This window comes from Amycolatopsis oliviviridis (assembly GCF_014654365.1).
Classification (GTDB): domain Bacteria; phylum Actinomycetota; class Actinomycetes; order Mycobacteriales; family Pseudonocardiaceae; genus Amycolatopsis; species Amycolatopsis oliviviridis.
Genome location: NZ_BNAY01000013.1, coordinates 66,834 through 91,664, shown reverse-complemented (window position 1 = coordinate 91,664; position 24,831 = coordinate 66,834). Strand labels below are relative to the sequence as shown.

At 68.0% G+C, this 24,831-nt stretch carries 26 protein-coding genes; 12 read left to right on the top strand and 14 right to left on the bottom strand.

Annotated features, from left to right (window positions below; all coding sequences use genetic code 11):
* Window positions 1-49 precede the first annotated feature (49 nt).
* Window positions 50-223, bottom strand: a complete 174-nt coding sequence (locus IE302_RS39165) for a hypothetical protein (RefSeq protein ID WP_191259506.1) — start codon at window positions 221-223, stop codon at window positions 50-52.
* Window positions 224-603: 380 nt separating this feature from the next.
* Between IE302_RS39165 and IE302_RS39160 the strand changes: the two genes are divergently transcribed.
* Both IE302_RS39160 and IE302_RS39155 read left to right on the top strand, forming a co-directional pair.
* Window positions 604-1,212 (top strand): hypothetical protein, encoded by a 609-nt coding sequence (locus tag IE302_RS39160; RefSeq protein WP_191259571.1) that lies wholly within the window; start codon window positions 604-606, stop codon window positions 1,210-1,212.
* A complete protein-coding gene (locus IE302_RS39155; RefSeq protein WP_191259505.1) occupies window positions 1,154-1,555 on the top strand; it encodes a hypothetical protein in 402 nt (133 codons plus the stop codon). The genes IE302_RS39160 and IE302_RS39155 overlap by 59 nt, the downstream gene beginning before the upstream one ends.
* 6 nt (window positions 1,556-1,561) lie before the next feature.
* On the opposite strand, the gene IE302_RS39150 is transcribed toward IE302_RS39155, so the two are convergent.
* A complete protein-coding gene (locus IE302_RS39150; RefSeq protein ID WP_191259504.1) occupies window positions 1,562-2,020 on the bottom strand; it encodes a hypothetical protein in 459 nt (152 codons plus the stop codon).
* A gap of 154 nt (window positions 2,021-2,174) precedes the next feature.
* On the opposite strand from IE302_RS39150, the gene IE302_RS39145 reads away from it, so the two are divergent.
* Both IE302_RS39145 and IE302_RS39140 read left to right on the top strand, forming a co-directional pair.
* A complete protein-coding gene (locus IE302_RS39145; RefSeq protein ID WP_191259503.1) occupies window positions 2,175-3,071 on the top strand; it encodes an ABC transporter ATP-binding protein in 897 nt (298 codons plus the stop codon).
* Window positions 3,061-3,885, top strand: a complete 825-nt coding sequence (locus IE302_RS39140; protein ID WP_191259502.1) for an ABC transporter permease — start codon at window positions 3,061-3,063, stop codon at window positions 3,883-3,885. Before IE302_RS39145 ends, IE302_RS39140 begins: the two co-directional genes overlap by 11 nt.
* A 59-nt stretch (window positions 3,886-3,944) precedes the next feature.
* Here the strand turns inward: IE302_RS39140 and IE302_RS39135 are convergent, their stop codons facing one another.
* The 3 genes from IE302_RS39135 to IE302_RS39125 are packed head-to-tail and all read right to left on the bottom strand — an operon-like array spanning window position 3,945 to window position 6,000.
* Window positions 3,945-4,802, bottom strand: a complete 858-nt coding sequence (locus tag IE302_RS39135) for an oxidoreductase (protein ID WP_191259501.1) — start codon at window positions 4,800-4,802, stop codon at window positions 3,945-3,947.
* The gene (locus IE302_RS39130) at window positions 4,799-5,557 is read right to left on the bottom strand and encodes a TetR/AcrR family transcriptional regulator (protein WP_191259500.1); all 759 of its coding nucleotides are present in this window, start codon (window positions 5,555-5,557) and stop codon (window positions 4,799-4,801) included. The genes IE302_RS39135 and IE302_RS39130 overlap by 4 nt, the downstream gene beginning before the upstream one ends.
* 29 nt (window positions 5,558-5,586) lie before the next feature.
* Window positions 5,587-6,000 (bottom strand): PGPGW domain-containing protein, encoded by a 414-nt coding sequence (locus IE302_RS39125; RefSeq protein ID WP_191259499.1) that lies wholly within the window; start codon window positions 5,998-6,000, stop codon window positions 5,587-5,589.
* 147 nt (window positions 6,001-6,147) lie between these two features.
* Here IE302_RS39125 and IE302_RS39120 point away from each other — a divergent pair, with 147 nt between their 5' ends.
* Together IE302_RS39120 and IE302_RS39115 are read left to right on the top strand one after the other, a co-directional pair.
* Window positions 6,148-7,377, top strand: a complete 1,230-nt coding sequence (locus tag IE302_RS39120) for an MFS transporter (RefSeq protein ID WP_191259498.1) — start codon at window positions 6,148-6,150, stop codon at window positions 7,375-7,377.
* Window positions 7,377-7,718, top strand: coding sequence for a YciI family protein (locus IE302_RS39115; RefSeq protein ID WP_191259497.1), 342 nt, complete (start codon window positions 7,377-7,379; stop codon window positions 7,716-7,718). Before IE302_RS39120 ends, IE302_RS39115 begins: the two co-directional genes overlap by 1 nt.
* Before the next feature lie 238 nt (window positions 7,719-7,956).
* On the opposite strand, the gene IE302_RS39110 is transcribed toward IE302_RS39115, so the two are convergent.
* Together IE302_RS39110 and IE302_RS39105 are read right to left on the bottom strand one after the other, a co-directional pair.
* Complete coding sequence (locus IE302_RS39110) at window positions 7,957-8,538, bottom strand: FMN reductase (RefSeq protein WP_191259496.1); 582 nt, start codon at window positions 8,536-8,538, stop codon at window positions 7,957-7,959.
* Window positions 8,535-9,632 carry an LLM class flavin-dependent oxidoreductase gene (locus tag IE302_RS39105; RefSeq protein ID WP_191259495.1) on the bottom strand — a complete coding sequence of 366 codons (1,098 nt, stop codon included), beginning with the start codon at window positions 9,630-9,632 and terminating at the stop codon, window positions 8,535-8,537. Before IE302_RS39105 ends, IE302_RS39110 begins: the two co-directional genes overlap by 4 nt.
* A 135-nt stretch (window positions 9,633-9,767) precedes the next feature.
* On the opposite strand from IE302_RS39105, the gene IE302_RS39100 reads away from it, so the two are divergent.
* Window positions 9,768-11,192: a glycoside hydrolase family 76 protein gene (locus tag IE302_RS39100; RefSeq protein WP_191259494.1), complete on the top strand. Its 1,425-nt coding sequence runs from the start codon at window positions 9,768-9,770 to the stop codon at window positions 11,190-11,192.
* On the opposite strand, the gene IE302_RS39095 is transcribed toward IE302_RS39100, so the two are convergent.
* Complete coding sequence (locus IE302_RS39095) at window positions 11,176-12,069, bottom strand: hypothetical protein (protein ID WP_229908250.1); 894 nt, start codon at window positions 12,067-12,069, stop codon at window positions 11,176-11,178. The genes IE302_RS39100 and IE302_RS39095 overlap by 17 nt on opposite strands.
* 277 nt (window positions 12,070-12,346) lie before the next feature.
* On the opposite strand from IE302_RS39095, the gene IE302_RS39090 reads away from it, so the two are divergent.
* Window positions 12,347-14,398, top strand: a complete 2,052-nt coding sequence (locus IE302_RS39090) for a DNA gyrase/topoisomerase IV subunit B (protein WP_191259493.1) — start codon at window positions 12,347-12,349, stop codon at window positions 14,396-14,398.
* A 29-nt stretch (window positions 14,399-14,427) separates the two neighbouring features.
* Window positions 14,428-16,914 (top strand): DNA gyrase/topoisomerase IV subunit A, encoded by a 2,487-nt coding sequence (locus IE302_RS39085; protein ID WP_191259492.1) that lies wholly within the window; start codon window positions 14,428-14,430, stop codon window positions 16,912-16,914.
* A 156-nt stretch (window positions 16,915-17,070) separates the two neighbouring features.
* Here the strand turns inward: IE302_RS39085 and IE302_RS39080 are convergent, their stop codons facing one another.
* From IE302_RS39080 to IE302_RS39060, 5 genes are read right to left on the bottom strand one after another with little or no spacing between them, the layout of a single operon-like run.
* Window positions 17,071-18,297: an acyl-CoA dehydrogenase family protein gene (locus tag IE302_RS39080; protein WP_191259491.1), complete on the bottom strand. Its 1,227-nt coding sequence runs from the start codon at window positions 18,295-18,297 to the stop codon at window positions 17,071-17,073.
* Window positions 18,294-19,163, bottom strand: coding sequence for an SDR family oxidoreductase (locus IE302_RS39075; protein ID WP_191259490.1), 870 nt, complete (start codon window positions 19,161-19,163; stop codon window positions 18,294-18,296). The genes IE302_RS39080 and IE302_RS39075 overlap by 4 nt, the downstream gene beginning before the upstream one ends.
* 10 nt (window positions 19,164-19,173) lie before the next feature.
* Window positions 19,174-20,019 carry a MaoC/PaaZ C-terminal domain-containing protein gene (locus IE302_RS39070; protein WP_191259489.1) on the bottom strand — a complete coding sequence of 282 codons (846 nt, stop codon included), beginning with the start codon at window positions 20,017-20,019 and terminating at the stop codon, window positions 19,174-19,176.
* The gene (locus IE302_RS39065) at window positions 20,016-20,447 is read right to left on the bottom strand and encodes a type II toxin-antitoxin system Rv0910 family toxin (RefSeq protein WP_191259488.1); all 432 of its coding nucleotides are present in this window, start codon (window positions 20,445-20,447) and stop codon (window positions 20,016-20,018) included. The genes IE302_RS39070 and IE302_RS39065 overlap by 4 nt, the downstream gene beginning before the upstream one ends.
* A 20-nt stretch (window positions 20,448-20,467) precedes the next feature.
* Complete coding sequence (locus IE302_RS39060) at window positions 20,468-21,658, bottom strand: lipid-transfer protein (protein WP_191259487.1); 1,191 nt, start codon at window positions 21,656-21,658, stop codon at window positions 20,468-20,470.
* A gap of 183 nt (window positions 21,659-21,841) precedes the next feature.
* Between IE302_RS39060 and IE302_RS39055 the strand changes: the two genes are divergently transcribed.
* From IE302_RS39055 to IE302_RS39045, 3 genes are all read left to right on the top strand, one after another.
* Window positions 21,842-22,792 (top strand): hypothetical protein, encoded by a 951-nt coding sequence (locus IE302_RS39055; protein ID WP_229908248.1) that lies wholly within the window; start codon window positions 21,842-21,844, stop codon window positions 22,790-22,792.
* 9 nt (window positions 22,793-22,801) lie between these two features.
* Window positions 22,802-23,509, top strand: coding sequence for an RraA family protein (locus IE302_RS39050; protein WP_191259486.1), 708 nt, complete (start codon window positions 22,802-22,804; stop codon window positions 23,507-23,509).
* A gap of 101 nt (window positions 23,510-23,610) precedes the next feature.
* Window positions 23,611-24,060, top strand: a complete 450-nt coding sequence (locus tag IE302_RS39045; RefSeq protein WP_191259485.1) for an anthrone oxygenase family protein — start codon at window positions 23,611-23,613, stop codon at window positions 24,058-24,060.
* Here the strand turns inward: IE302_RS39045 and IE302_RS39040 are convergent.
* Window positions 24,008-24,829, bottom strand: coding sequence for a ThuA domain-containing protein (locus tag IE302_RS39040; protein ID WP_191259484.1), 822 nt, complete (start codon window positions 24,827-24,829; stop codon window positions 24,008-24,010). The genes IE302_RS39045 and IE302_RS39040 overlap by 53 nt on opposite strands.
* Window positions 24,830-24,831: the final 2 nt, after the last annotated feature.

Sequence of the window (24,831 nt, the reverse complement as noted above, 5' to 3'; positions counted from 1 at the left end):
CGGTTCGAAACCAGGTGACGGGCGAAACCTCTTCAGCCAGGAGCATTGCTCAGGCAGTGGGCGGCGGTGTCTGAGCGCATCCGCCAGGGCAGTCCCAGACCCGCGTGTTCTGGTGCTCGCAGTCCGGGGTGTGCTGGTGTTCTCCCTGGTCGGGCGTGGGCTGAGCCGGGTCGACCGGCTCCTCCTCGCCGATGGGGTCCTTGACGTCCGTAGGCGTCGACATTTGACGATCTCCTCCCCTGCTGATCTTTCTCTGTCGTACCAGGCAGCCCTTGAACGCCGGGCCCCCCTCTATTCGCAGGCCCTCTTCCTGCGAACGGGGCAATAGTGCCACAACGGAGCAGTGATCGGGAGTTTTTACCTACACTCAGTCATCGGCGGCACCCAAAAGAGGGACGCCTAGTTAGCGAGCCTCACGATCCGAGCCAAATGGCCGACAGGGGCTTGCACCGCCCATCGGAACAGTGCCAGGAAGAGATCATTTCACTGCGCCATCCGGCCTAAGATCCAAAACTTCTTGCGACACAAGGGTTTCCGCCCGCAATGGCCGGGGAACTCACGGCCCGTCGGGGGTTGACCGGTAAAAATCCGGAGGAGATAACGATGTCCACCTGGTTGGTCATCATCATTGTCATCGCCGCGGTCCTGGTAGCGGGCGCGGCCGTGTGGTTTGTCATCGCGGGACAGCGCAGGCGGCGGTTACGAGAGACGTTCGGGCCCGAATACGACCGTGCCGTCAAGGAACACGAAAACCCGAGAGAAGCCGAACGCGAGCTTTCGTCGCGGATGAAACGCCATTCGGATCTCGACATCCGGCCACTATCATCGTCCACAAAGGACCGGTACGCCCAGGAATGGGCACTCATCCAGGAACAGTTCGTCGACCGCCCGTCCGGCGCCGTCGTCGAGGCTGATCGCGTGCTGGTCTCCCTGATGGCCGAGCGCGGCTACCCGACCGAAGGGTACGACCAGCAGCTCGCGGACCTGTCCGTCCGGCACGCGAACGCCCTGCGCCACTACCGTGCCGGACACGAAACCTTGGAGCTCCACGGGGAATCCGAGCTGTCCACAGAGGACATGCGGGAAGCGATGAAGCACTACCGCGCGGTATTCGAAGATCTGTTGACCGACGGTGACGAAGGAGTGGAAAATCATGGAAAGCAGGCCGCTGGAGACCGAGGATCTGGTGATCGCCGAACCCACCGCGGATGAGCCCACGTCGAACGAAGCCCGCTCGAACGAACCCCGCTCGAATGAACCCCGCGCCGGAGAGTTCTCCGAGGACGGTGAGCACACCTTGTTCGGCGACAGCGACGTCGAACGGTTCCGCGACAGCTGGCAGGGTATCCAGACGGCCTTTGTGGACGATCCGCGGCGAGCGGTCAAGGAGGCCGACGAACTCGTCGCCGCCGTGATCCAGAACCTGGCGTCCACTTTCGCGGCGCACAAGAAGGAACTGGAATCCGCCTGGAGTGAAGGGGAACCGGCCACCGAAGACCTCCGGATCGCGCTGCGCCGCTACCGCTCGTTCTTCAACCAGCTGTTGAGGGCGTAGCCGCGCTCAGGCGCCGGTGGTCGATCCGGGCCGCACGATCATCAGGACCGTGACCACGGCCCAAAGCAGGTTGAACATCCCGGTGTACATCGCCACGCGGCCCGCCGTGATCGGTTCGGACGGCGGCTCGGCGTCCAGGGCCGCGAGGACGGCGTTCTGTCCGGGGAGGACCAGCAGCGCCAGCACGCCGGCGGCCGCGGCGGTGAGCACGATCGAGACGATCACCCACAGGTCGCCGAAAACCCGCATACTCCCCGCCGTCGCCAGTCCGAAGAACGGCACCGCCAGACCGAGAATCGCGTACACGCGGCAGATCCGGTTCAGCATGCGAAGCACGGACAGACCGGAACCCGGTTCGGCGAACACCTTCCTGGCGGCGGCGGGGAACATGCTGGCCGCGACGGTGACCGGACCGATCGCGATGACCGCGGCGAGCACATGGATGATCAAGAGGACTTTCGACACGCCATCGAGCCTATGATCGTCATCCCGGCACCGGTACCGGGGTTTTCGACAGATGTCGCAGGATTCCGGCCATCCACTACGTCCGATGACGTACGCGAGGTGCCGCCTGGGAACGGATGTGGCGAAGGCCTCCCGCGAGTCACCATTCGTCACCATGAACCTTCCCGTGGACACAGACGAACTCACGAAACGGTACGGAGAACAGCTCGCCGTCGACCGGATGAAGCTGACCGTGCTGCCCGGCGAGATCTACGGCTTCCTCGGCCCGAACGGCGCGGGGAAGACGACGACGCTGCGGATGCTGCTGGGCCTCGTCCGGCCGACTTCCGGCAGCGTGCGGCTGTTCGGCAGGCCGCCCGGCGACCTTGACGGGGTCGGCGCGCTGATCGAATCGCCCGGCTTCTACCCGTACCTCTCCGGTGCGGACAACCTCAAGGTGCTGGCCTCCTACAGCGGAACGGATCCGCTCCGCGTCGGCGAAGTGCTCGCGATGGTCGATCTCGCCGATCGCGGCAAGGATCGGTACTCGACCTATTCCCTCGGCATGAAGCAGCGGCTGGGGGTCGCGGCTGCCCTGCTGAAGGATCCTCGGCTGCTGATCCTCGACGAGCCGACCAACGGGCTCGATCCGGCGGGGATGGCCGACATGCGCGTGCTGATCCGGCGGCTCGGCGCGGAAGGCTGCACCGTGCTGTTGTCGAGCCATCTGCTCGGCGAAGTCCAGCAGATCTGCGACCGGGTCGGCGTCGTCTCCCGCGGCAGGCTGGTCGCGGAGAACACGGTGGCCGAACTCCGCGGCGGCACGGTGCTGCACATCGAGACCGACGAGAACCCGCGCGCCGCCGATCTGGTGCGGCACTGGATCGGCGCGGAGAACGTGCGGGCGAGCGGAACCGGACTCGATCTGACCGTCGGCCCGGAGCGCGCGTCGTGGCTGAACCGCGAACTGGTCACGGAAGGGATCGCGGTGCGCGAACTGCACGTCCGCGAACGCGATCTGGAACAGGTCTTCTTCGAACTCACCGGAGAGGTGGCAAGCCATGTGGGGTAGCTGCACCGCCGAGCTGGCGAAACTCGTCCGGCGTCCGGCGAACTGGTTCATGCTGGGGATCGCGGTCGTGCTCGGCCTGACCTTCACCTATCTGCTGCCGCTCGCGGGCGCGGCGGGGTCGTCGAGCGGGGCGCCCGGCACGGATCGCGGACTGGCCTCGACCCTCCCGTCGAACCTGGTCGGCAACTCGATCGGCGGGCTGCCGGTGTTCCTCGGGGCGATCATGCTCGTGATCGGGGTGCTGGCCGTCGGCACCGAATACGGCTGGAGCACGTGGAAGACCGTGCTGACACAGGGTCCTTCACGTCTGACCGTCTACAGTGGAAAGTTGTTCGCGCTGGCCGTCGCGACCCTGACGGTCGTGCTGACGAGCTTCGCGACCGGCGCGGTCACGAGCGCGATCATCGCCTCCTCCGAGGGCGAACCGATGAACTGGCCCGGGTTCGGCTCGCTGCTGACGGGCATCGGCGCGGGCTGGCTGATCGCGATGACCTGGGCGGCGTTCGGCGCGGTGCTCGCCATCGCGATGCGCGGGGTGGCCCTGCCGATCGGGCTCGGCCTGGTGTGGCTGCTGGTGGTCCAGAACCTGCTGTTCGGGGTCGCGGCCCCGCTGCTGGACTGGGTCGACACGCTGCAGCGGGCGCTGCCGGGGGCCAACGCCGGTTCGCTGGCCGCGTCGCTCGGCGCCTCGGGTGCGACGCCGGGCATCGGGGAACTCGTCGGCGTCTCCCAGGCGACGCTGGTGGTGGCCGGGTACCTGGTGGTCTTCGCCGTTCTCGGCGGCTGGCTGCTGCGACGCCGGGATGTCCTCTGAAAGCGCGTGAAGGCCCCCTTCCCTCTTCTGAGCCGAGGGAAGGGGGCCTTCACGCGGGATCAGGCGAGGGCGTCGAGGTCGGCGACGACGTCCGCGGGCAGTTCCAGCTTCGCGGCGGCGACGTTCTCCCGAAGGTGCCGCACCGACGACGTCCCCGGGATCAGCAGGATGTTCGGCGACCGCTGGAGCAGCCACGCGAGCGCGACCTGCATCGGCGTCGCGTCGACACGGCGGGCGCAGTCGTCGAGCACGCCGGACTGCAACGGCGTGAACCCGCCGAGCGGGAAGTACGGCACGAACGGGATGTTGATGGCCGCGAGGGCGTCGAGCAGGCCGTCGTTGGCGCGGTTCGCGACGTTGTACTCGTTCTGCACGCAGACGACCGGCGCGATCGAGCGGGCTTCCTTGACCTGCTCCGCCGAGACGTGGCTGAGGCCGAGGTGCCGGATCAGGCCCTGTTGCTGGAGTTCGGCGAGGACTTCGAACGGCTCCGTGATCGAGACCGGGATCGGGAAGACGCCGTGCTCCCCCGCGAGCCGCAGGTTGACGACGTCGAGCACGTCGACGCCGAGGTTGCGCAGGTTGTCGTGAACCGCGGAGGTCAGCTCCTCGCGCGAGAGCGCCGCGGGCCAGCCCTTGTCCGGAGTCCGCTTCGCGCCGACCTTCGTGACGAGGTGCAGGCTGTCCGGGTACGGGTACAGCGCCTCGCGGATCAGTTCGTTGGTCGTGTGCGGACCGTAGAAGTCGCTGGTGTCGATATGGGTCACGCCCAGCTCGACGGCTTCGCGGAGGACGGCGATCGCGGCGTCCCGATCGCTCGGCGGCCCCCAGATGCCGGGGCCGGACAGCCGCATGGCGCCGTAGCCCATCCGGCTCACGGTGAGATCGCCGAGGGTGTGGGTGCCGCCTGGGCTCATGATCGCTCCTTGTACGAGTGGCTTCCGCTCACCTTATGCAGCTCCGGCCGACTCGGCTCGTGCGGGAAGGGAGCAAGGGACCTTTGCTCTCGCCCGAGGCTCTGACCTGCGCGAACGGCCGACCCGACCAGCTGGTTCGCCAGTCCTTCGGTCAGCCCGTCGACGAACATCTCGCGGCCGGCGGGCGCTCCCCGTTCGGCCAGGACCGTCGCCACGGCCTCCCCCGGGTTCGCGTAGGGCCACAGTCCCGCGACGAGGATGAAGACGGCCTTCGCGAAGTGCCCGGCCGCTTCGGCACCCAACGGGACCTGGGCGCGGACGACGTCGGCGAGCCGCTCGGTCCGTTCCTGGGCCCGGGTCTTGAACGTCCGGGCGGTCTCCACGGAGATGTTGCGTTCGAGTACGGCGGCCATCGTGCTGATCAGCTCGCACAGCAGGCGCTGCCGCGCGATCGACGTCGCGATGACGGTCGCGACGCGCTCGTAACCAGCGTCCTCGACCGCGCCCAGCTCGCCTTCGAGCTCGTCGAGCCACGAGACCCAGACCGAGTCGAGGACCTCCAGGAAGATCGCCTCTCGGCTGTCGAAGTACCGGAGCACGTTCGACTTCGCCAGGCCGACCCGGTCACTCAGCTCCCGCAGGCTGATCCGGGAGACCGGCCGCTCGGCCAGGAGTTCGCGCGCGGCCTCGAGGATCGCCGTACGCCGGGCTTCCACCTGTTCCGGCCGCCGTGCGCGCTGGAAGTCGGGGGACACGCGCCGCACGGTACCAGACCACCAGGCTGTTATTCGGCGTTCGCGGCCCTCCTGGCCTGCACCCGCTTGTAGCTCCAGATCAGCAGCGCGAACAGGATGAGCCCGGACAGGATCAGGCTCGAACCGGTGCTCCAGCCCGCGAGCGGCAGCCCGGGCACGAGACCCCAGACGACCCCCGCGGCCAGCAGGCACAGCCCGGCCAGCACCGAACCCGCGATCCGCAGCGGCGACGAAACGCTGTCTTCGGCCGCCTTCATCGCCCTGTCCCGGATCGGATCGACGTACTTCTCCACCGCCGGGAACTCCGAAGCCAGCACGAGCAGACCCGCGAGCACCAGCAGCAGACCCGGTCCGGGCAGCACGAGAAGCGCGATGCCGACCAGCAGGAGAATGACGCCCGCGACCAGGATCAGGGCCTGCTTCACGGGTTTTCCGATGCCCACGTCGTCTCCTCGCCGTCGTTCCTCTGCCCGATTGTGCCGGGAACACGCCGGCCCCGCCCGATCTGAAAACTCTTCCCCGGCCGTGTCGGTTCCCGGCGGTGCCGTTCGTCGGTGGGGTGAACCACCCACCGAAGGACGGAGGCACGCATGCACACCGACCCGCGCCGATGGCGAGCGCTGGCCCTGCTCTGCACGGCCAACTTCATGGTCATCCTGGACTCGCAGATCGTCGTGCTCGCGGTGCCGTCGATCGAACGGGACCTCGGGTTCGACGGCGGCGGGACGCATTGGGTGCTCAGCGCGTACCTGCTGAGTTTCGGCCTCCTGCTCCTGCCGGGCGGCCGCGCCGCGGATCTGCTCGGCCGCCGCCGGACGTTCTCGGCAGGCACGGCGTTGTTCCTGCTTTCCTCGCTGTGGTGCGGATTCGCCTGGAGCGACGACACGCTGATCGCCGCCAGGGTCCTCCAGGGGATCTCGGCCGCGTTGATGGCGCCGAGCGCGCTTGCGCTGGTGATGACGACGTTCACCGACGACGGCGAACGCACCAAGGCACTCGCCGCGTGGTCGGGCGTCGGCGGCTTCGGCGCCACGGCCGCGCTGCTCATCGGCGGGACGCTGACGCGGGCGTTCGGCTGGGAGTGGGTGTTCTTCCTGAACGTCCCGGTCGCGCTCGCCCTGCTGGTGGCGACGCCGGCCCTGCTCTCGGAAAGCCGTGACGTGTCGCGCCGCGGGGCGCCGCTGATCCCGCTGCGGATCTTCTCGTCGCGGATGCTCACCGGCGGAAACCTGGTGATGCTCACCAGCGCGATGGGCGCGTTCGCGGTCTCGTTCCTGATTTCGCGCTACGCGCAGGAGGTGCTCGGCTATTCGCCGCTGCTGTTCGGCGTGGCGACGGCGGTGCTGCCGGTGATGGCGGTCGCCGGGGCGTACGGCGGGCAGGCGCTGATCCCGAAGATCGGCCTCCGGGGCCTGGCCGTCGCGGGCACGGTGCTGCTCGGCGCCGGCTGCCTGGCGCTGGCCGGTGTCTCCCCGGACGGCACCTACCTGACGGATCTCCTGCCCGGTCTCGCCGCCTTCGGGCTCGGGCTGGGCGCGGCCACGGTCGCCGCGCCGATGGCCGCGCTGGGCGGCGTCGACGCCGGGGACACCGGGCTCGCGTCCGGGATCACCACCGCCGCCTTCCAGCTCGGCGGCGCGCTCGGCGTCTCGGTAGCCTCGGCCGTGTCGGCGGCCATCACCGGCACCGCGACGTCGGCGGAGGCCGTGACCGGAGGTTTCCGCGTGGGATTCGTGACCGCCGCCTGCTTCGCGGCACTGGGCCTGGCAATCGCTCTTTCGGCGCTGCGGCCCGGAAAAGCCCTGGTGATGGAGGACTGATGCGCTACATGTTGCTGATCTGCGGGAACCCCCACCCCGGCACGGACGGCTGCGACGACCCGCTCGACGAGAAGACGCAGGCGTGGGTCGACGAGATGACCGCTCGCGGGGTGCGGCTGTCCGGCAGCAGGCTCCGGTCGACGGCCACCGCGACCACCGTGCGCCACCGCGACGGCGACCTGCTCGTCTCGGACGGGCCGTTCGCGGAGACGAAGGAACAGATCCTCGGTTACGACCTGATCGAATGCGCCGATCTCGACGAGGCGATCGAGGTCGCGGCCAAGCATCCGGTCACGAAGTTCGCGACCATCGAGATCCGGCCGATCTGGCCGACCCCCTGAGTCTTACCGCCGTGGTCCGTGAAGGCCTCCTTGCCTACCCTGAAGGTAGTGAAGGAGGCCTTCACAGACTCCGCGATCGCCACACACGCCCCAGACGCACCAGCAGCCACATCAGTCACAGCGTCTGCGCGTGAAGGCCCCCTTCCCTCGGCTCAGCCGGGGAAACTCGACCTTCACACCTTGCCGAAGTGGGCAAGCCGCCGCCATCCCGGGGTCGGCGATAGCAAAGGTCCCTTGCTCACTCCCCCGTGCCGAGCAACTGCTCGAAAGGCACGAAACCGCTGTTCACAGGCACAATCGGCGAAGACGAAAGCCGCGCGGCGAACTCTCGCCCGGCCCGCGAAGCCCGCGTGTCGAGATCCCCCGGAGAAGCCCAGTCCGACGAAGCGGCGTACACCGCCGTCGCGACAGGCTCCGCGCGAAGGTAGGCGAAGAGCGGGCGCAGCGCGAAGTCGAGCACCAGCGAATGCCGTTCGGTTCCGCCGGTCGCGCCGATCAGCACGGGCATGCCGTCGAGCGCCTTCTGGTCCAGCACGTCGAAGAACGACTTGAACAAGCCGCTGTACGACGCGGTGAACACCGGTGTCACGGCGATCAGGCCGTCCGCGGTGGTCACCTTGTCGATGGCCGCGCGCAGGGCCGGGGAAGGGAACCCGGTCAGCATGTTCTTCGTGACATCGATGGCCAGGTCGCGGAGTTCGATCACCTCGATCTCCACATCCGGCAGCGTGGACGAAACCGCCGAGGCGAGTTTGTCCGCGAGCAGCCGCGTCGAGGACGGCTGGCTCAATCCTGCGGTCACGACAGCGATCGTCGTCATACCGTCACCTCCGAAGAAGACACAGAAGCCGCCGAAACAAGCGAAGCGTGCGTAGGAGCCTCGGGCACATGCGCCGGGCGAAGTGCGTCGAGTTCCTTGCGCAGCACCGGGATCACGTGCTCGCCCAGCAGGTCGAGCTGTTCCAGCACGGTCTTCAGCGGCAGCCCGGCGTGGTCCATCAGGAACAGCTGACGCTGGTAGTCGCCGAAGTGCTCACGGAAGCTCAGCGTCTTGTCGATCACCTCTTGCGGGCTGCCGACGGTCAGCGGCGTCTGCTCGGTGAACTCCTCCAGCGACGGCCCGTGCCCGTACACCGGCGCGTTGTCGAAGTACGGCCGGAATTCCCGCACCGCGTCCTGCGACTTCGGCCGCAGGAACACCTGGCCGCCGAGTCCGACGATCGCCTGGTCCGCCTTGCCGTGCCCGTAGTGCTCGTACCGCTCGCGGTAGAGGTTGATCAGCGCCTGGAAGTGCTCCTTCGGCCAGAAGATGTGGTTCGCGAAGAACCCGTCGCCGTAGTAGGCGGCCTGTTCCGCGATCTCCGGGCTGCGGATCGAACCGTGCCAGACGAACGGCGGGACGCCGTCGAGCGGCCGCGGGGTCGAGGTGAACTCCTGCAGCGGCGTCCGGAACTTGCCCGACCAGCTGACGACGTCCTCGCGCCACAAACGGTGCAGCAGGTGGTAGTTCTCGATGGCCAGCGGGATGCCCTGCCGGATGTCCTTCCCGAACCACGGGTACACCGGGCCGGTGTTGCCACGGCCCATCATCAGGTCGACGCGGCCGTCGGCGAGGTGCTGCAGCATCGCGAAGTCCTCGGCGATCTTCACCGGGTCGTTCGTGGTGATCAGCGTGGTCGAGGTGGAAAGGATGAGTTTCGACGTCTGCGCGGCGATGTACCCGAGCATCGTCGTCGGCGACGAAGGCACGAAGGGCGGGTTGTGGTGCTCGCCGGTCGCGAAGACGTCGAGGCCGACTTCCTCGGCCTTGAGCGCGATCCGCACCATCGCCTTGATCCGCTCGTACTCGCTGGGCGCCTCCCCGGTGGTCGGGTCGGTCGTCACATCGCCCACCGTGAAGATTCCGAACTGCATGACCTGCTCCCTAAGCCGGGTTGTTGTTGCTTGAGCGTTCAACCTCACGCGCGCAAGAAGTATTCCAGACCATCGGCGCAGGCCGAAAGGGTGACTTGATCGGCCCGGAAAGTGGCCGCCCGCACACTCGGATCCATGTGGCTCACCTCCCTGCTTGTGACAACGTTGACATTCGCTCTCACACCGGCCGCCACCACTCCCGAACCCACCGTCTCGGCGACCATCTGCGCCAAGTACTGCGACAGCCGCGATCCCGCGCTGGCCGTCGGCGAAAGAAGACCCACCACGGCGACGGTCTGGGGCCGCGGCATCACGCTGCACCTGTCCGACGGCGACGACATGGGCTGGGGCAGCATCGCCAACGGCGACCCCGGCGACGAGGTCTGGCTCGACCGCTCCTTCGACGGCGGCCGCACCTGGTCCGGCGACAGCCGGATCGGCGACACGAAGATCCCCGCCGGGCAGCGCGGCTGGCGGACCCTGATGTACAACGTGGACGACCCCGGTACCCACCGCTTCGGCGCCCTGCGCGCCTGCGGGAAAGCGGGCAACCGCCCGGAAATCGCCTGCACGCCGTGGTTCCGCACCACCGTCGCCGCGAACGACCGCGCCGAAGCCGCCGCCACCGCGCTCATGCAGTTCTACGACAACGGCACCGGGCTCTGGCAGACCACAGGCTGGTGGAACTCGGCCAACGCGCTCACCGCGATCCTCGACTACAGCACCCGCACCGGCTCGCAGAACTACCGGTACGCCATCGCCAACACCTTCGATCGCAACCGCGGCAACAACTTCACGAACGAATACATCGACGACACCGGCTGGTGGGCGCTCGCCTGGATCCGCGCCTACGACCTGACCAAGGACCACCGCTACCTCGACACCGCCGTCATCGCGGCGAACTACATGTACTCCTACCGCGACGGGACCTGTGGCGGCGGCCTCTGGTGGTCGACGGCGAAGACGTACAAGAACGCCGTCACCAACGAGCTGTACGTCAAGGTCGCCGCGTCACTGCACAACCGGCTCCCCGGCGACACGCTCCAGCTCGCGCGGGCCCGCGAGGTCTGGGACTGGTTCCGCGCGAGCGGCATGATCAACGGGAGCGACCTGGTCAACGACGGGCTGAACTCCTCCTGCGCCAACAACGGGCAGGCCGTCTGGAGTTACAACCAGGGCATCGTCCTCGGCGCGCTGGTCGAACTGAACCGCGCGACCGGTGACCCAGCCCTGCTCACCCGCGCCCGCCGGCTCGCGGACGCCTCCACCACGACGTCGCAGCTTCACTCGAACGGGATACTGCGCGACCCGTGCGAGTCCGGCGACTGCGGCGCCGACGGACCGTCCTTCAAGGGCGCGTACGCCCGCGGTCTCGGCGAGCTGGACCGGGCCCTGTCCGGCAGGCCGTACCGCGCTTACCTGACCCGGCAGGCGAACGCGACGATCGCGAACAACCGCACGTCACTCGATCAGCACGGCCTGCGCTGGGCGGGACCGGTCGACAAGATCGACGCCGCCCGTCAGCACAGCGCGCTGGAGGTCCTCACGGCAGCCTCCTGATCACCGGCGTCGGGACGTGCAGCCAGGCGTCGACCTCGGTCTCCTTCTCGCGCACGAGCACCTGCCGGTAACTCATCGTGTCGAGACCGGGGCCGCCCTGGTCCTGGACGTCCTCGTGGAACCGGTCCGAGACGAGCACGACGACGGGCGAGCCGTCCGGTGCGTCGGCGAGCGCGTCACGCAGCACCTGCGAGTCGAGCAGCCGGGCGAGCAGCACCTTCGGCCGCCCTGTCACGCCGTACTCGTCGAGCGTGACCTCGCCGGCGTGGATCGCCACGCGCACCCGGATCCGCAGTTCGGGCTCGGTGACCACGTTGTACTTGGCCAGTTCCGCCGCCAGTTGCGAAAGCAGCGGGAGCAGCAGCCGGAACTTGGGGAAATGCGGCGGGACGACGACGATCATGCCGTCCCCGGTGTCCCGTTTGAGACAGGCCTCCCAGGCGATGCCGCTGGCTTCGAACGCGTCGGCCAGCAGGCCGAAGAGCATCCGCCGCACCTGGACGAAGATCTCGCTGCTCCGGCCGACCTGGCCGAATCCGGCGATGTCGATGGAGAACAGCCCGCAGTGCATGCCGGTTTCGACCCAGGCCCCCCGCGGCGGGTAGAGGATCTTCTTCCGCAGCACGGCGAGGTGGACGCAAGACACCGCGATCAAGAGGATCGTGCCGAAGAACCAGCTGATCGCCAAGACCGTCTCGTCCGCCTCGCCCGTTCCCGAGAGCTCGAGCAGGTAGAGCAGCCCGTAGGAGGCCAGGCCGTAGAGCAGCACGTAAAGCAACAGGAACGCGCGGCGCAACCGTAGCGCCGCGTGCACGAACGGCAGCGGCGAGAGCATGCCCAGCGACCCGAGGACCACCACGAAGTACCACAGACTCAAGACGCGCCGTGTGGTCGAGACGCGCGTGGGACCGGTTCCGACGGCCACTTCTTCCCCCCGTCACCCTGTGACACGGGAAACGATAACGCCTCATCCAAGCGGCGAGGAAGCCGCTTTCCCCAGCCGTGACCCGGCCATCGGGACGGGTGTTCCGCCACACCGTGAGGCTCGGGAAGAGGAAGCTGTCGGAGGGGACGGATATCCTCCAGTACGGTGTCGCGTTGAACGCCACCTCCACGAGCTAGTTCGCGAGCCACGACTCCAGGAGAAGTACCCAGTGACTGCTGAGACCCTGTACGGGGCCGACGACCTGACGCATCTCGAGGGTCTGGAAGCGGTCCGCAAGCGCCCCGGGATGTACATCGGCTCCACCGACAGCCGCGGCATCAACCACCTGTTCTCCGAGGTCGTGGACAACTCGACCGATGAAGGTGTGGCGGGTCACGCCACGAAGATCGTGGTCACCCTGCACGCCGACGGCAGTGTCCAGGTGGACGACGACGGCCGCGGCATCCCCACCGGCACGCACGCCAAATCCGGTTTGTCCGGTGTCGAGCTGGTGCTGACCAGGCTGCACGCCGGCGGCAAGTTCGGCGGATCCGGCTACAAGACCTCCGGTGGTCTGCACGGCGTCGGCGCTTCGGCGGTGAACGCGCTGTCGCACCGCTTCGACGTCACGGTGAAGCAAAGCGGCAAGGTCCACCAGATGTCGTTCGCGCACGGCGTGCCCGGCGCCTTCGACGGACCCGGCCCGAAGGCCAAGTTCACCCGCCGGTCCGGGCTGAACGTCACCGGGAAGATGAAGCGCGGCGAGCGCTCCGGCACGTCGATCCGGTACTGGTACGACTCGCGCTACTTCGAGAGCGGCGCCGCGCTCGACGTCGAGGGTGTCCGCGCGAAGATGCGCAACACCGCGTTCCTGGTCCCCGGCGTCACGTACGTGCTGCGCACCGCGGTCGACGACTCGATCAGCGAAGAGACCTTCCACTTCCCCAACGGCCTCGCCGACATGGTCGACTTCCTCGCCCCGGACAGTGAAAAACCCGTCTGCGGCACGCTGATCATCAACGGCCAGGGCACGTACAAGGAGAACGCCGCCGACGCCAGCGGGGTCATGCAGTCCAATGTGGAGCGTCACGCGGAGATCGAGGTCGCGCTCCGCTGGGGCACCGGCTACGAGCGCACGGTGGAGTGCTTCACCAACACCATCCGCAACGTGCACGGCGGCACGCACCGCCGCGGTTTCGACCGCGCGGTGCTGAAAGCCTTGCAGGACGCCATTTCCAAAACCCGCGGGCTGCTCAAGCCCAAGGAGGACATGCCGACCGTCGAGGACGTGCTCGAAGGCATGACGGCGGTCGTCCACGTCCGGCTGCCGGAGCCGCAGTTCACCTCGCAGACCAAGGACGAGCTGTCCACCGCCGGCATCACCCGCGTCATCCAGGGCATCGTCGACAAGCACATCCGGTCCTGGACCGAGGAACGCAAGACCAAGTCCGAGGCGAAGATCGTGCTGCAGAAGGTGGTCGACGCGGCACGCGTCCGGCTCACCCAGAAGCAGCAGAAGGACGCCGCCCGGCGCAAGACCGCGCTCGAAGGCGCGGCCATGCCGCCGAAGCTGGTCGACTGCCGCACCACCGGTGTCTCCCGCAGCGAGCTGTTCCTCGTCGAGGGTGACAGCGCGCTCGGTTCGGCGCGGATGGCGCGCGTGTCGGAGTACCAGGCGCTGCTTCCCTTGCGCGGCAAGATCCTCAACGTCCAGAAGGCGTCGCTCGGCGACACCCTGAAGAACGCCGAGATCGCCTCGATCGTGCAGGTGCTCGGCGCGGGCAGCGGGCGCACGTTCGATCTGTCGACCATGCGGTACGGCCGGGTGATCCTGATGGCCGACGCGGACGTCGACGGTTCGCACATCCGGACGCTGCTGATCACCCTGTTCGCCAAGTACATGCGGCCGGCGATCGAGGACGGCAGGCTGTACGCCGCGATGCCGCCGCTGCACAAACTGGTCACCAAGGGCCGCAACCCGGAAACCCACTTCACCTTCACCCAGAAGGAGATGGAGACCAAGTACGCGGAGCTGGAGCGGGCGGGCAAGCAGATCGTCACGCCGGTGCCCCGGTTCAAGGGCCTCGGCGAGATGGACGCCGACGAACTGTGGGACACCACCATGAACCCGGCCACCCGCTCGGTACGCCGCATCACTCTCGATGACGTCGAAGCCGCGGAGAACGCGCTCGAACTGTTGATGGGTGAGAAGGTCGAACCACGCCGCAACTGGCTGGTCGAATCCTCCGACCGGGTCGACCGTGAAGCCATCGACGCCTGATTTCGTTGCTATTCAAGGAGCTTTGAGCAATGGCACGCCGTAAGGGCACCACCACCAAGGTCGACCCGTCAGCGTTCGATCAGCCCGGCGCGAACGTCTTCGACAACTCGCTGAAGACGGAGATCGAGGATTCGTACCTGGAGTACGCCTACTCGGTCATCCACTCGCGGGCGCTCCCGGACGCGCGGGACGGGCTGAAGCCGGTGCACCGCCGGATCATGCACTCGATGAACGAGAACGGCTACCGGCCGACGCACGCGTACGTGAAGTCGGCGCGGGTGACCGGCGACGTGATGGGCAAGTACCACCCGCACGGCGAGACGGCGATCTACGACGCCATGGTCCGGCTCGCGCAGGACTTCTCGCTCAACGTCCCGCTGATCGACGGGCACGGCAACTTCGGCTCCCCCGACGACGGCCCGGCCGCCTCGCGGTACACCGAGGCGCGGCTCTCCCCCGAAGCGATGCTGCTGGTCGGCGAACTCGGTGAGGACACCGTCGACTTCCGGCCGAACTACGACGGTTCGCTCGAAGAGCCGTCGGTGCTGCCCGCGGCGTTCCCGAACCTGCTGGTCAACGGCACTTCCGGGATCGCGGTCGGGATGGCGACCAACATGATCCCGCACAACATCAGCGAGGTCATCAACGCGGCGCGGTGGCTGATCAACCACCCGAACGCCACGCTCGACAAGCTGATGGAGTACGTCCCGGGCCCCGACCTGCCGACCGGTGGTTCGCTGCTGGGGCTGGACGAGGTCCGCCGCGCGTACGAGACCGGTCGCGGTGTGGTGCGCATGCGCGCCAGCGCCGAGACCGGACCGCTGGAGGGCAGCCGCGGCCGCCAGGCGATCACCATCACCGAACTGCCGTACGGCGTCGGCCCGGAAAAGGTGATCGAGAAGATCACCGACGAGGTCAACAAGTCGAAGCGGCTCACCGGCATCGCGGACGTCAAGGACCTCACCGACCGCGAGAACGGCACGCGGCTGGTCATCGAATGCAAGGTCGGCGTGAACCCGCAGGCGCTGCTGGCGGATCTGTACCGGCTGACGCCGCTGGAGCAGTCCTTCGGCATCAACAACCTGGTGCTGGTGGACGGGCAGCCGCAGACGCTGGGGCTCAAGGCGCTGCTGGAGGTCTTCCTCAGCCACCGCTACGAGGTCGTCACCCGCCGCACGCGTTACCGGCGCCGCAAGCGCGAAGAGCGCCTGCACCTGGTCGACGGTCTGCTGATCGCCCTGCTCAACATCGACAAGGTGATCAAGCTGATCCGCGAGAGCGACAACGCCGCGGCCGCGAAGGACGGCCTGATGAAGCGGTTCAAGCTCTCGGAGATCCAGGCGACGTACATCCTGGACACCCCGCTGCGGCGGCTCACGCGGTACGACCGGATCGAACTCGAGGCCGAGCAGGACAAGCTGCGCGAGGAGATCGCCGAGCTGTCGAAGATCCTCGACGACGAGTCCGTACTGAAGAAGGTCGTCTCGGCCGAGCTGGCCAAGGTCGCCAAGGACCACCCCGCCGAACGCCGCACCGCGCTGATCGACGGCGATCTCAAGGAGGTCCTCGCCGCGTCGAAGCCGTCGGGTCCGCTGGAGGTCGCCGACGACCCGTGCCAGGTGATCCTTTCCGCCACCGGGCTGGTCGCGCGGACCGCGGCGGAGTCGGAGGAGGCCTCGGAAGTGCGGCGCCGCAACGGCCGCGTCAAACACGACTCGGTGTCCGCCGTCGTGCATTCGACCGCGCGCGGTCAGGTGCTGCTGGTGACCAACCGCGGCCGGGCGTTCAAGACCGACGTGCTGCCGCTGCCGGTGCTGCCCGAGCAGGCGGGCACCGTGTCGCTGCGCGGCGGGATGGCCGCGAAGGAACTGGTGCCGCTGGAGAAGGGCGAGCGCGTCATCGGCCTGGCCCCGCTCGGTGAGCAGGCCGCCGGCTCCCCGGGTCTCGCGCTCGGCACGAAACACGGTGTCGTGAAGGTGTGCGCGCCGGAATGGCCGGTCCGCTCGGACGAGTTCGACGTGATCAGCCTGAAGGACGGCGACGAGGTCGTCGGCGCCACCTGGCTCACCGACGGCAACGAGACGCTGGCGTTCCTGTCGTCCGAAGCGTCACTGCTGCGCTACGCCGCGTCGCTGGTGCGGCCGCAGGGCCTCAAGGGCGGCGGCATGGCCGGGATCGTCGTGCGCGGCGAGGCGGAAGTGGTCTTCTTCGGCGCGATCCGGACCGACGACGCCGAACACGGCGAACCGATGGTCGTCACCGCGACCGGCGCGAGCGTGAAGGTGACGCCGTTCAGCGAGTACCCGGCGAAGGGCCGCGCGACCGGCGGTGTCCGGGCGCAGCGGTTCCTCAAGGGCGAGACGCGGCTGGTCGTCGGCTGGATCGGGCCGAGGCCGGCCGGTGCGGGCCGCAACGGCGACCCGGTGGAACTGCCGGAGGTCGACCTGCGACGCGACGGCTCCGGCCACGCCCACCCGGGCCCCGAGGTGGTCGGCCACCTGATCGAACGCGACTGACCCCGCCGCCGACACCTGGCTCAAGCGCAATGAAGGGGCCTTTCATAGCAAATTTTGCTATGAAAGGCCCCTTCATTGCACGCGCGACAGCCATGACACGCGCGATAGCAAAGGTCCCTTGCTCTCCCGGCCCCCGCGCCCACCGCATTCAGAGGACTAAACGCGACGCTCCAGCAGGCCCTTCGCGATGTGCGTCACCTGGATCTCGTTGCTTCCCGCGTAGATCATCAGCGACTTCGCGTCCCGCGCCAGCTGCTCCACCCGGTACTCCGCCATGTACCCGTTCCCGCCGAACAGCTGCACGGCCTCCATCGCGACCTCGGTCGCCGCTTCCGACGAGTACAGCTTCATCGCCGAAGCCTCGGCCAGCGTCGGCATCTTGCCCGCGCGCAGCGTCTCGATCAGCTGGAACACCAGATTCTGCACGTTGATCCGCGCGACCTCCATCTTCGCCAGCTTGAGCTGGATCAGCTGGAACCGCCCGATCTCCTGGCCCCACAGCTTCCGGTTCTTCGCGTAGTCCACGCACAGCCGGTGACACTCGTTGATGATCCCGAGCGCCAGCGCCGCGACACCGATCCGCTCGACGGCGAACCCGGACTTCACCTCGGCCTTGCTGTCGCCGTCGCGGCCGGTCTCGGATTCGCCGAGCAGCCTGTCCCGCCCGAGCCGGACGTCGCTGAAGAACAGCTCGCCGGTCGGCGAGGACATCATGCCCATCTTCTTGAAGGGTTTGCCCTGGGTGAGCCCCGGCATGCCCTTGTCCAGCACGAACGTCAGCACCTTGCGGTCACGGACGGCGGCGCCGTCGCCTTCGTCGAGCTTCGCGTAGACGACGATCGTGTCGGCGTAAGGCCCGTTGGTGATGAACGTCTTCTGTCCATTGAGGACGTACTCGTCCCCGTCGCGCCGCACCGACGTCTTCATCCCGCCGAAAGCGTCCGAGCCGGAGTCGGGTTCGGTGATCGCCCACGCGCCGACCTTCTCGAACGTCGCCAGCCCGGGCAGCCAGCGTTCCTTCTGCGCCTGCGTGCCCTTGCTCAGGATCGTCTGCGCGGTCAGCCCGATGCTCACCCCGAGCGAGGCGACGATGCCGAGGCTGACCCCGGCCAGCTCGCTCACCGCGATGAGCGCCATCGCCTCCTGCCCACCGAAAGCCAGACCGCCTCCGCCACCACCGGAGCCGCGCTCCTTGGACAGCAGTTTCGTCACCGAGTCCCGCGCGAGCGCGTCGATGCCGAAGGAGGCGAACATCTTGCGGATGAGGTCGTACGGCGGCAGCGTCCCGCTTTCCAGCGCGTCCAGCTGCGGCCGGATCTCCTTGTCGACGAACTCGCGGATGGCGTCCCGGATCAGCAGTTCGGTCTCGGACCACTCGATCACGGCAGCCTCGCCGCGATGTCGTCGATCTCCCAGGCTTCCTCGGTTTCGATCACCTTGACGTCGTGCCAGCCCGCGAGTTCGGAGATCGCACCGCCCTGCACCGCGAACACCTTGCCGGTGAGCGGGCACTTCTCGGTCGCGAGGTACGCCACCAGCGGTGAGATGTTGGCCGGGGAGAACGCGTCGAACTCCCCTTCCTCGACCTCCTGCGCGAAGATCGCGCCCATGCCCGGCGTCGCCAGCGTGAGCCTCGTGCGCGCGATCGGCGCGATCGCGTTGACCCGCACGCCGTAACGCTCCAGCTCCTCGGCGGCGACCAGGGTCAGCGCGGCGATCCCCGCTTTCGCCGCACCGTAGTTCGCCTGCCCCGCGTTCGGCAGCGTGGTCCCGGACGCCGACGCGGTGTTGATCACCGAACCCGCCACCGGTTCACCGGCCTTGCTCGCCGTCTTCCAGTACGCGGCCGCGTGCCGCAGCACCGCCGCGTGCCCCTTGAGGTGCACCGCGATGACGGAATCCCACTGGGATTCCTCAAGTCCGGCGAGGAAGGCGTCGCGCAGGATGCCGGCGTTGTTCACGACGACGTCGAGCCTGCCGAACTCGCCCACCGCCTGCGCGACAAGTTCCTCGGCGCCCGCCCAGTCCGCGACGTTGGCCGTGTTGGCCACGGCCGTCCCGCCCGCCGCGCGGATCTCGTCGACGACTTCCTGTGCCGGGCCGGTGTCGGCCCCGCTTCCGTCGTTCGCGCCGCCGAGGTCGTTGACCACGACGCTCGCGCCCTCCCGCGCGAACAGCAGCGCGTGCTCGCGGCCGATCCCGCGTCCGGCGCCGGTGATGACGGCGACGCGCCCGTCGAGTGCTCCCATGGCTTTGCTCCTACTCCGCGAATTCCGCGAGACCGTCCTTGATCACGACGGTTTCGCCGACGGTGGTTTCGAACGCGTAGCTCCCGGCGCCCGCGCGCCAGATGTGCGTGGTCAGGTCCTGACCGGGCAGCACCGGCTTGGCGAACCGGACGGCGAACCGCTTCAGCCGGTCCACCTCGGACCCGGCGACCTCGGTCAGCAGGGCCCACGACGTGAACGCCATGGTGCACAGGCCGTGCGCGATGATCCCCGGCAGTCCCGAATCCTTCGCGACCTCTTCGTCGAGATGGATCGGCATCGGATCGCCGGCGGCGGGCGCGTAGCGGTACGTCTGGTCGTCGTCGACGTGCTGGTTCACCTTCGCGACCGGCGCCCGCGAGCGCAGCGCGTCGTCGAACTTGTGCTCCGGCCCGAGCTCACCGCGCGTCTCGCCGGTGTCGAAGCCGCGCACGAACAAGGTCACGTACTGCTCGTTGACCAGGTCGCCGTCCTCGGCCCGGCATTCGAGGTGAATGGTGCCGCGCGTGCCGTTCGACAGGCCCTCGTAGCCGGTCATCCGCGCTCGCGACACGAGCTTGTCGCCGGGCCGGATGGGCCGGTGGAACCGGAATTCCTGTTCCCCGTGCACGATCCGGCCGAACAGCCCGACCGGGACGACCTCGAGCGCGGGTTCCATCAGCGACTCGAACACCGGCACGATCGCGAACACCGGGCTCGCGACGTCCCCGGCGAGATGCGCCGGGATCGGGTCGTTGGTGGCCTTCGCGTACTCGATCAGCCGCTCGCGGGTCACCTCGAACCGGGACTCGTCGGTCCACTTGCCGAGCCCGCCGGGATCGAACCGCTCGTCGGTCACGCGACCAGCGCCTTGAAGTTCTCCAGCGACGCGTCGAGGTTCTTCTTGCCGTCCTTCTCGACGGCCTTGCCGAGCGCGCCGACGATCATCTGACCGGCGAACTCCGCCTCGATGCTGGCGAGCGAACCGTCCCCGGACGCCTCCACCGAAAGCTCGAACTTGACCTTCACCCCGGCCATCCCGGTCCCGGAGATCGCCAGCTTCGACGGCGCCTCGAACTCGTCGACGGTCCAGGTGATCGTGTTCGGCATCCCGAGCATCGTGACGACCTCGGAAGCCTGCGCGCCCTTGGAGAATTCGGCCGGGACGTCGCCCTTCCACTTGGTGTGGATGGTCAGCCATTTCTCGAAGTTGTTGGGGTTGGAGAACTCCGCCCAGACCTTGCCGGGAGCCGCGGGGAGTTCGACGGAGGCACTGATCTTGCCCATGGTTCGTCCTTTCGGTGAGATCAGCGCTCGGCGCGCTGGTAGGCGGTGACGACGGCGGCGCCGCCGAGTCCGATGTTGTGCTGCAGCGCGGCTTCGACGCCGTCGACCTGCCGTTTGTCCGCGGTGCCGCGCAGCTGCCAGGTGAGCTCGGCGCACTGCGCGAGGCCGGTGGCGCCGAGCGGATGTCCCTTGGAGATCAGCCCGCCGGACGGGTTGACGACCCATTTGCCGCCGTAGGTGGTGTCCCCGGAGTCGACGAGCTTCCCGGCTTCCCCTTCGGCGCAGAGCCCGAGCGCTTCGTAGAGCAGGAGTTCGTTGGCGGAGAAGCAGTCGTGCAGCTCGATGACCTGGAAGTCCTCCGCGCCGAGCCCGGCCTGGTCGTACACCTGGCGCGCGGCCTGGACGTTCATGTCGTAGCCGATGATGTTCTTCGCGGTCCCGTCGAAGGTGCTGGCGAAGTCGGTGGTCATCGCCTGCCCGACGATCTCGACGGCCTGCCCGGCGAGCCCGTGTGAGTCCACAAAGGACTCGCTGGCGAGGATCGCCGCGCCCGAACCGTCCGAGGTCGGCGAACACTGGAGCTTGGTGAGCGGGTCGTAGATCATCCGCGAGTCGAGGATGTCCTGTAGCGAATAGCTTTCCTGGAACTGCGCGTACGGGTTGTTCACCGAGTGCCGGTGGTTCTTCTCGCCGATCTTGGCGAAGTGCTCGGCGGTCGTGCCGTAGGTCTTCATGTGCTCGCGGCCTGCCGCGCCGAACATCCACGGCGCGGGCGGGAAGAGCACCTCGGAGATCTCCGCGAGGGCCTGGATGTGCCTGCCCATCGGCTGCTCGCGGTCGTCGTAGGTCGAACCGAGCGAGCCCGGCTGCATCTTCTCGAAGCCGAGCGCGAGCGCGCAGTCCGCGCGGCCGCCCCGGATCGCCTCCGCCGCCAGGTACAACGCGGTCGACCCGGTCGAGCAGTTGTTGTTGACGTTGACCACCGGGATCCCGGTCATGCCCAGCTCGTAGACCGCGCGCTGCCCCGAGGTCGACTCGCCGTAGACGTAGCCGACGTAGGCCTGCCGCACCTCCTCGAAGGAGATCCCGGCGTCGGCGAGCGCCTTGGTCCCGGACTCCTTGGCCATCTGCGGGTAGTCCCAGTCCTCGCGACGTCCGGGCTTCTCGAACTTCGTCATGCCCACGCCGACGACGTAAACCTTGTTCGCCACCGCGACGCTCCTTGTCGTTGCCGGGTGCTGATGAAACTGAAGATACAGACAGGTCTGTATTTATCAACCCCTTACATACAGTCCTGCACGGATGTTATTTACGGCACGGTGAGTGTCAGGTGACGCAGACGGGTGGCCCACACCCCCGTTAAACAGGGGAAACACCACTCACAGGGGGTTTCGATGAAAAGAACGAGCTTGATCCTGGCCGCGACCGTCGCCGTCGGACTGCTGTCGGCAGGGACCGCGTCGGCGAGCGACTGGACGATGAGCTACCTGCCGCTGCCGCCCGGAGGCCGCGGCACCGGACGGGTGACCGGTACGAACGGCGCCGGGGACTACTCGGGGACCGCCGACGGGAAGCTGGTCACCTGGACCGGCGGGACCGTCGCGGACCACGGCATCCCGGCGGGCTACTTCAAGGTCGACGCGGCGGACGAGAACGCGTCCGGTTCCGTCCTCGGCAGCGCCGTCTTCTACCCGGACGGGAGCCGCTACCCGAGCAAGCACGCCTTCGTCTTCGAGAACGGCGGTTTCCAGTTCCTGGGGAAGGTTCCTGGCTACACCAACTCGCAAGGCCACGGCACGAACGACCGCGGCGACGTCGTCGGCACGGTGTTCAACGACATTCGCCGCGGTTCCACCGCCGCTTTCTGGCCCTCCGGCGACCACGCGCACCCGGTGCTGCTGGACGTCCCGCCAGTGCTCACTCCCGTCGACATCGACCAGGACGGCACGATCCTGCTGAACGAGCAGTTCGGCGGCACCTACCTCTGGAAGGACGGTGTCCTGCGGCAACTCGTCCTCCCGGAAGGCGTCCGCGAATCACGCGGGATCGCGATCCGGGATGGGAAGGTGCTGGCCTCGACCCCGCTGGGTGACCGGCTGTGGACGGCGTTCGACACCTCCCAGGAGGTCCCGGGCGGCATGTACACGACGGCGCTCAACGGGTCCGGTCTGGTCACAGGCTGGGTTTCGCCGAGAACCCCCACGGTGTGGTCCCCGGGTGGCCCGGTGACGGCGCTCCCCTCTTCCGGCAACGCGTACGGCACCGTCGTGAGCGACAACGGCGAGATCGCCGGAACGCTGGAGGGCGGCATCGACGGCATCCCCGTGGTGTGGCGCCGTGGCTAAAGTCGGGGCATGGACCCAGAAGAGCTTCGGCAGCGGTTCGCCCTGCTGACCACCGCGCATCTGACCGACGGCTGCGTGCGCGCAGGCGTCCCGGTCCGCTGCGCGCCCGCCGGCACGCACGCGGTCGTGCCCGGCAGCCGGATCGCCGGGCGGGTCACCCCCGCCCGGCACGTCGGCAGCGTCGACGTCTTCCTGGAGGCGTACGAAACCGCGAACCCCGGTGACGTCCTCGTCGTCGACAACCGCGGCAGGCTCGACGAAAGCTGCGTCGGCGACCTGGCCGTCCTCGAAGCCGAAGCGGCCGGGCTGAGCGGTGTGGTCATCTGGGGGCTGCACCGCGACACCGGCGACATCAAGAAGATCGGGCTGCCGGTGTTCAGTCTCGGCTCGATCCCGACCGGGCCGCTGTCGGTCTCGGCCCGCCCGGACGGCGCGCTCGAATCGGCCGTCGTCGGGGAATGGACGGTGACGCGGGAGGATCTCGTGTTCGGCGACGAGGACGGCGTCCTGTTCGTCCCGGCCGACCGGGCGGACGAGGTCCTGGACCGGGCCGAGGCCATCCGCGACACCGAACGGCTCCAGGCCGAGCGGATCCGCGCCGGAGAGTCCCTTCGCGAGCAGGTGCGCTTCGCCGACTTTCTCGCGGAGCGCACTACGTCGCCTTCGCTGACGTTCCGGGAGCACCTGCGTGCCGTCGGCGGGGCCATCGAGGAGTAGCAGGGGACCTTTGCTCTCGCCGGGGTCCCTGACCTGCGAAAAGAGAGCAAGGGACCTTTGGTGTCGCCCGGCCGGGGCCGCCGCTGTGGCAGTCTGGGTTCATGCAGGTCAAGACCGGCCGCTGGGCCCGGATCGCCACGATCGGCCAGGCTCACTGGTTCTTCGGGAACCTCTACGAAGCCGTCGTCGACGTCCCCCGCCTCACCGGCGACCGCTCCCCCGGGCTCCTCACGCCTGGCAGCCCCGCGCGCTACTTCATCCCGGCGGCGCCGGCGACGATCGCGTCGACGGCGCTCGCCCTCACCGGCAGCTGGCACGACGGCGGCGACCGGCGCGCGATCGCCGCCGCCGCCGCGGGCACGGCCGTCGCCACCGGCATCACGGTCCACCTCGTCCGCTCCGTCAACCTGCCGCTGCTCAAGGAAAAGCCGGACCAGGTCCGGCGCGAAGAGCTCGCCAAGAAATGGCATCGCGCGAACCTGGCCCGGCTGGCCCTGCTCATCCTCGTGCGGTTTGCTTTCCGCCGAGCCACAGCAGGCCGTCGACGGTGAAGCGGTTCTGCACCTCACTGGCGAAGGTCGACGAGAGCGGCTGGTTCGTCTCGTAGTTCATCTTGTTGTGCCCGAAGTTGGCGTACAGCATCTTGTACTTGTTGTGGGTCCACAGGATCGGGTAGTACCCGCTGTACCAGGACTGGTTCGGGTCGGTCCCGAGCGGGAAGCTCACCGGGTCCACCGACGCGAGGATCTTGATGTCCGGGTTCTTGCGCAGGTCGTTGTTCCAGGCGTACCACTCGCTCACCGAAGAGGTGAAGGTCGCGGGCAGCCGCGTGGTCGACGGATGCGGCCGGTTCTCCACCTTGAGCGTCGCCGCCGTCGGCCCCCAGGTATTGGACTTGAAGCCGCCCGTGCCGAGGAACCTGTTGTGGTACCAGTCCCAAGCGGACGGGTTGGTGTTGAAAGCCGCCACGTGGAAACCGAAGAACGCGCCGCCCGCGTTCATGTACCGCTCGAAGCCCGAGCGCTGCGCCGAGGTCTGCGGCAGGTCGTCCAGGAACAGCACGACCTGGTACTGCGACGGCTGCAGCGAGTTCAGCTGGTTCCAGTTGTTGGTCGCGGTGTAGCTGAAGTTGTTCTGTGAAGCGGTTTTCGGGAACCACTGGTTGGCTTCCTTGACGAAGCTGATGTGCGCCGCGTCGTAGGTCCCGTTGTAGAAGGCCAGCACTTTGAACGCGGGTGCCGCCTGTGCCGTCACCGGCGCCAGAGCCAGCGCGAGACACGAAACGAACAGCAGAGCGAGCCGGACCGCGAATCTCCTCATAC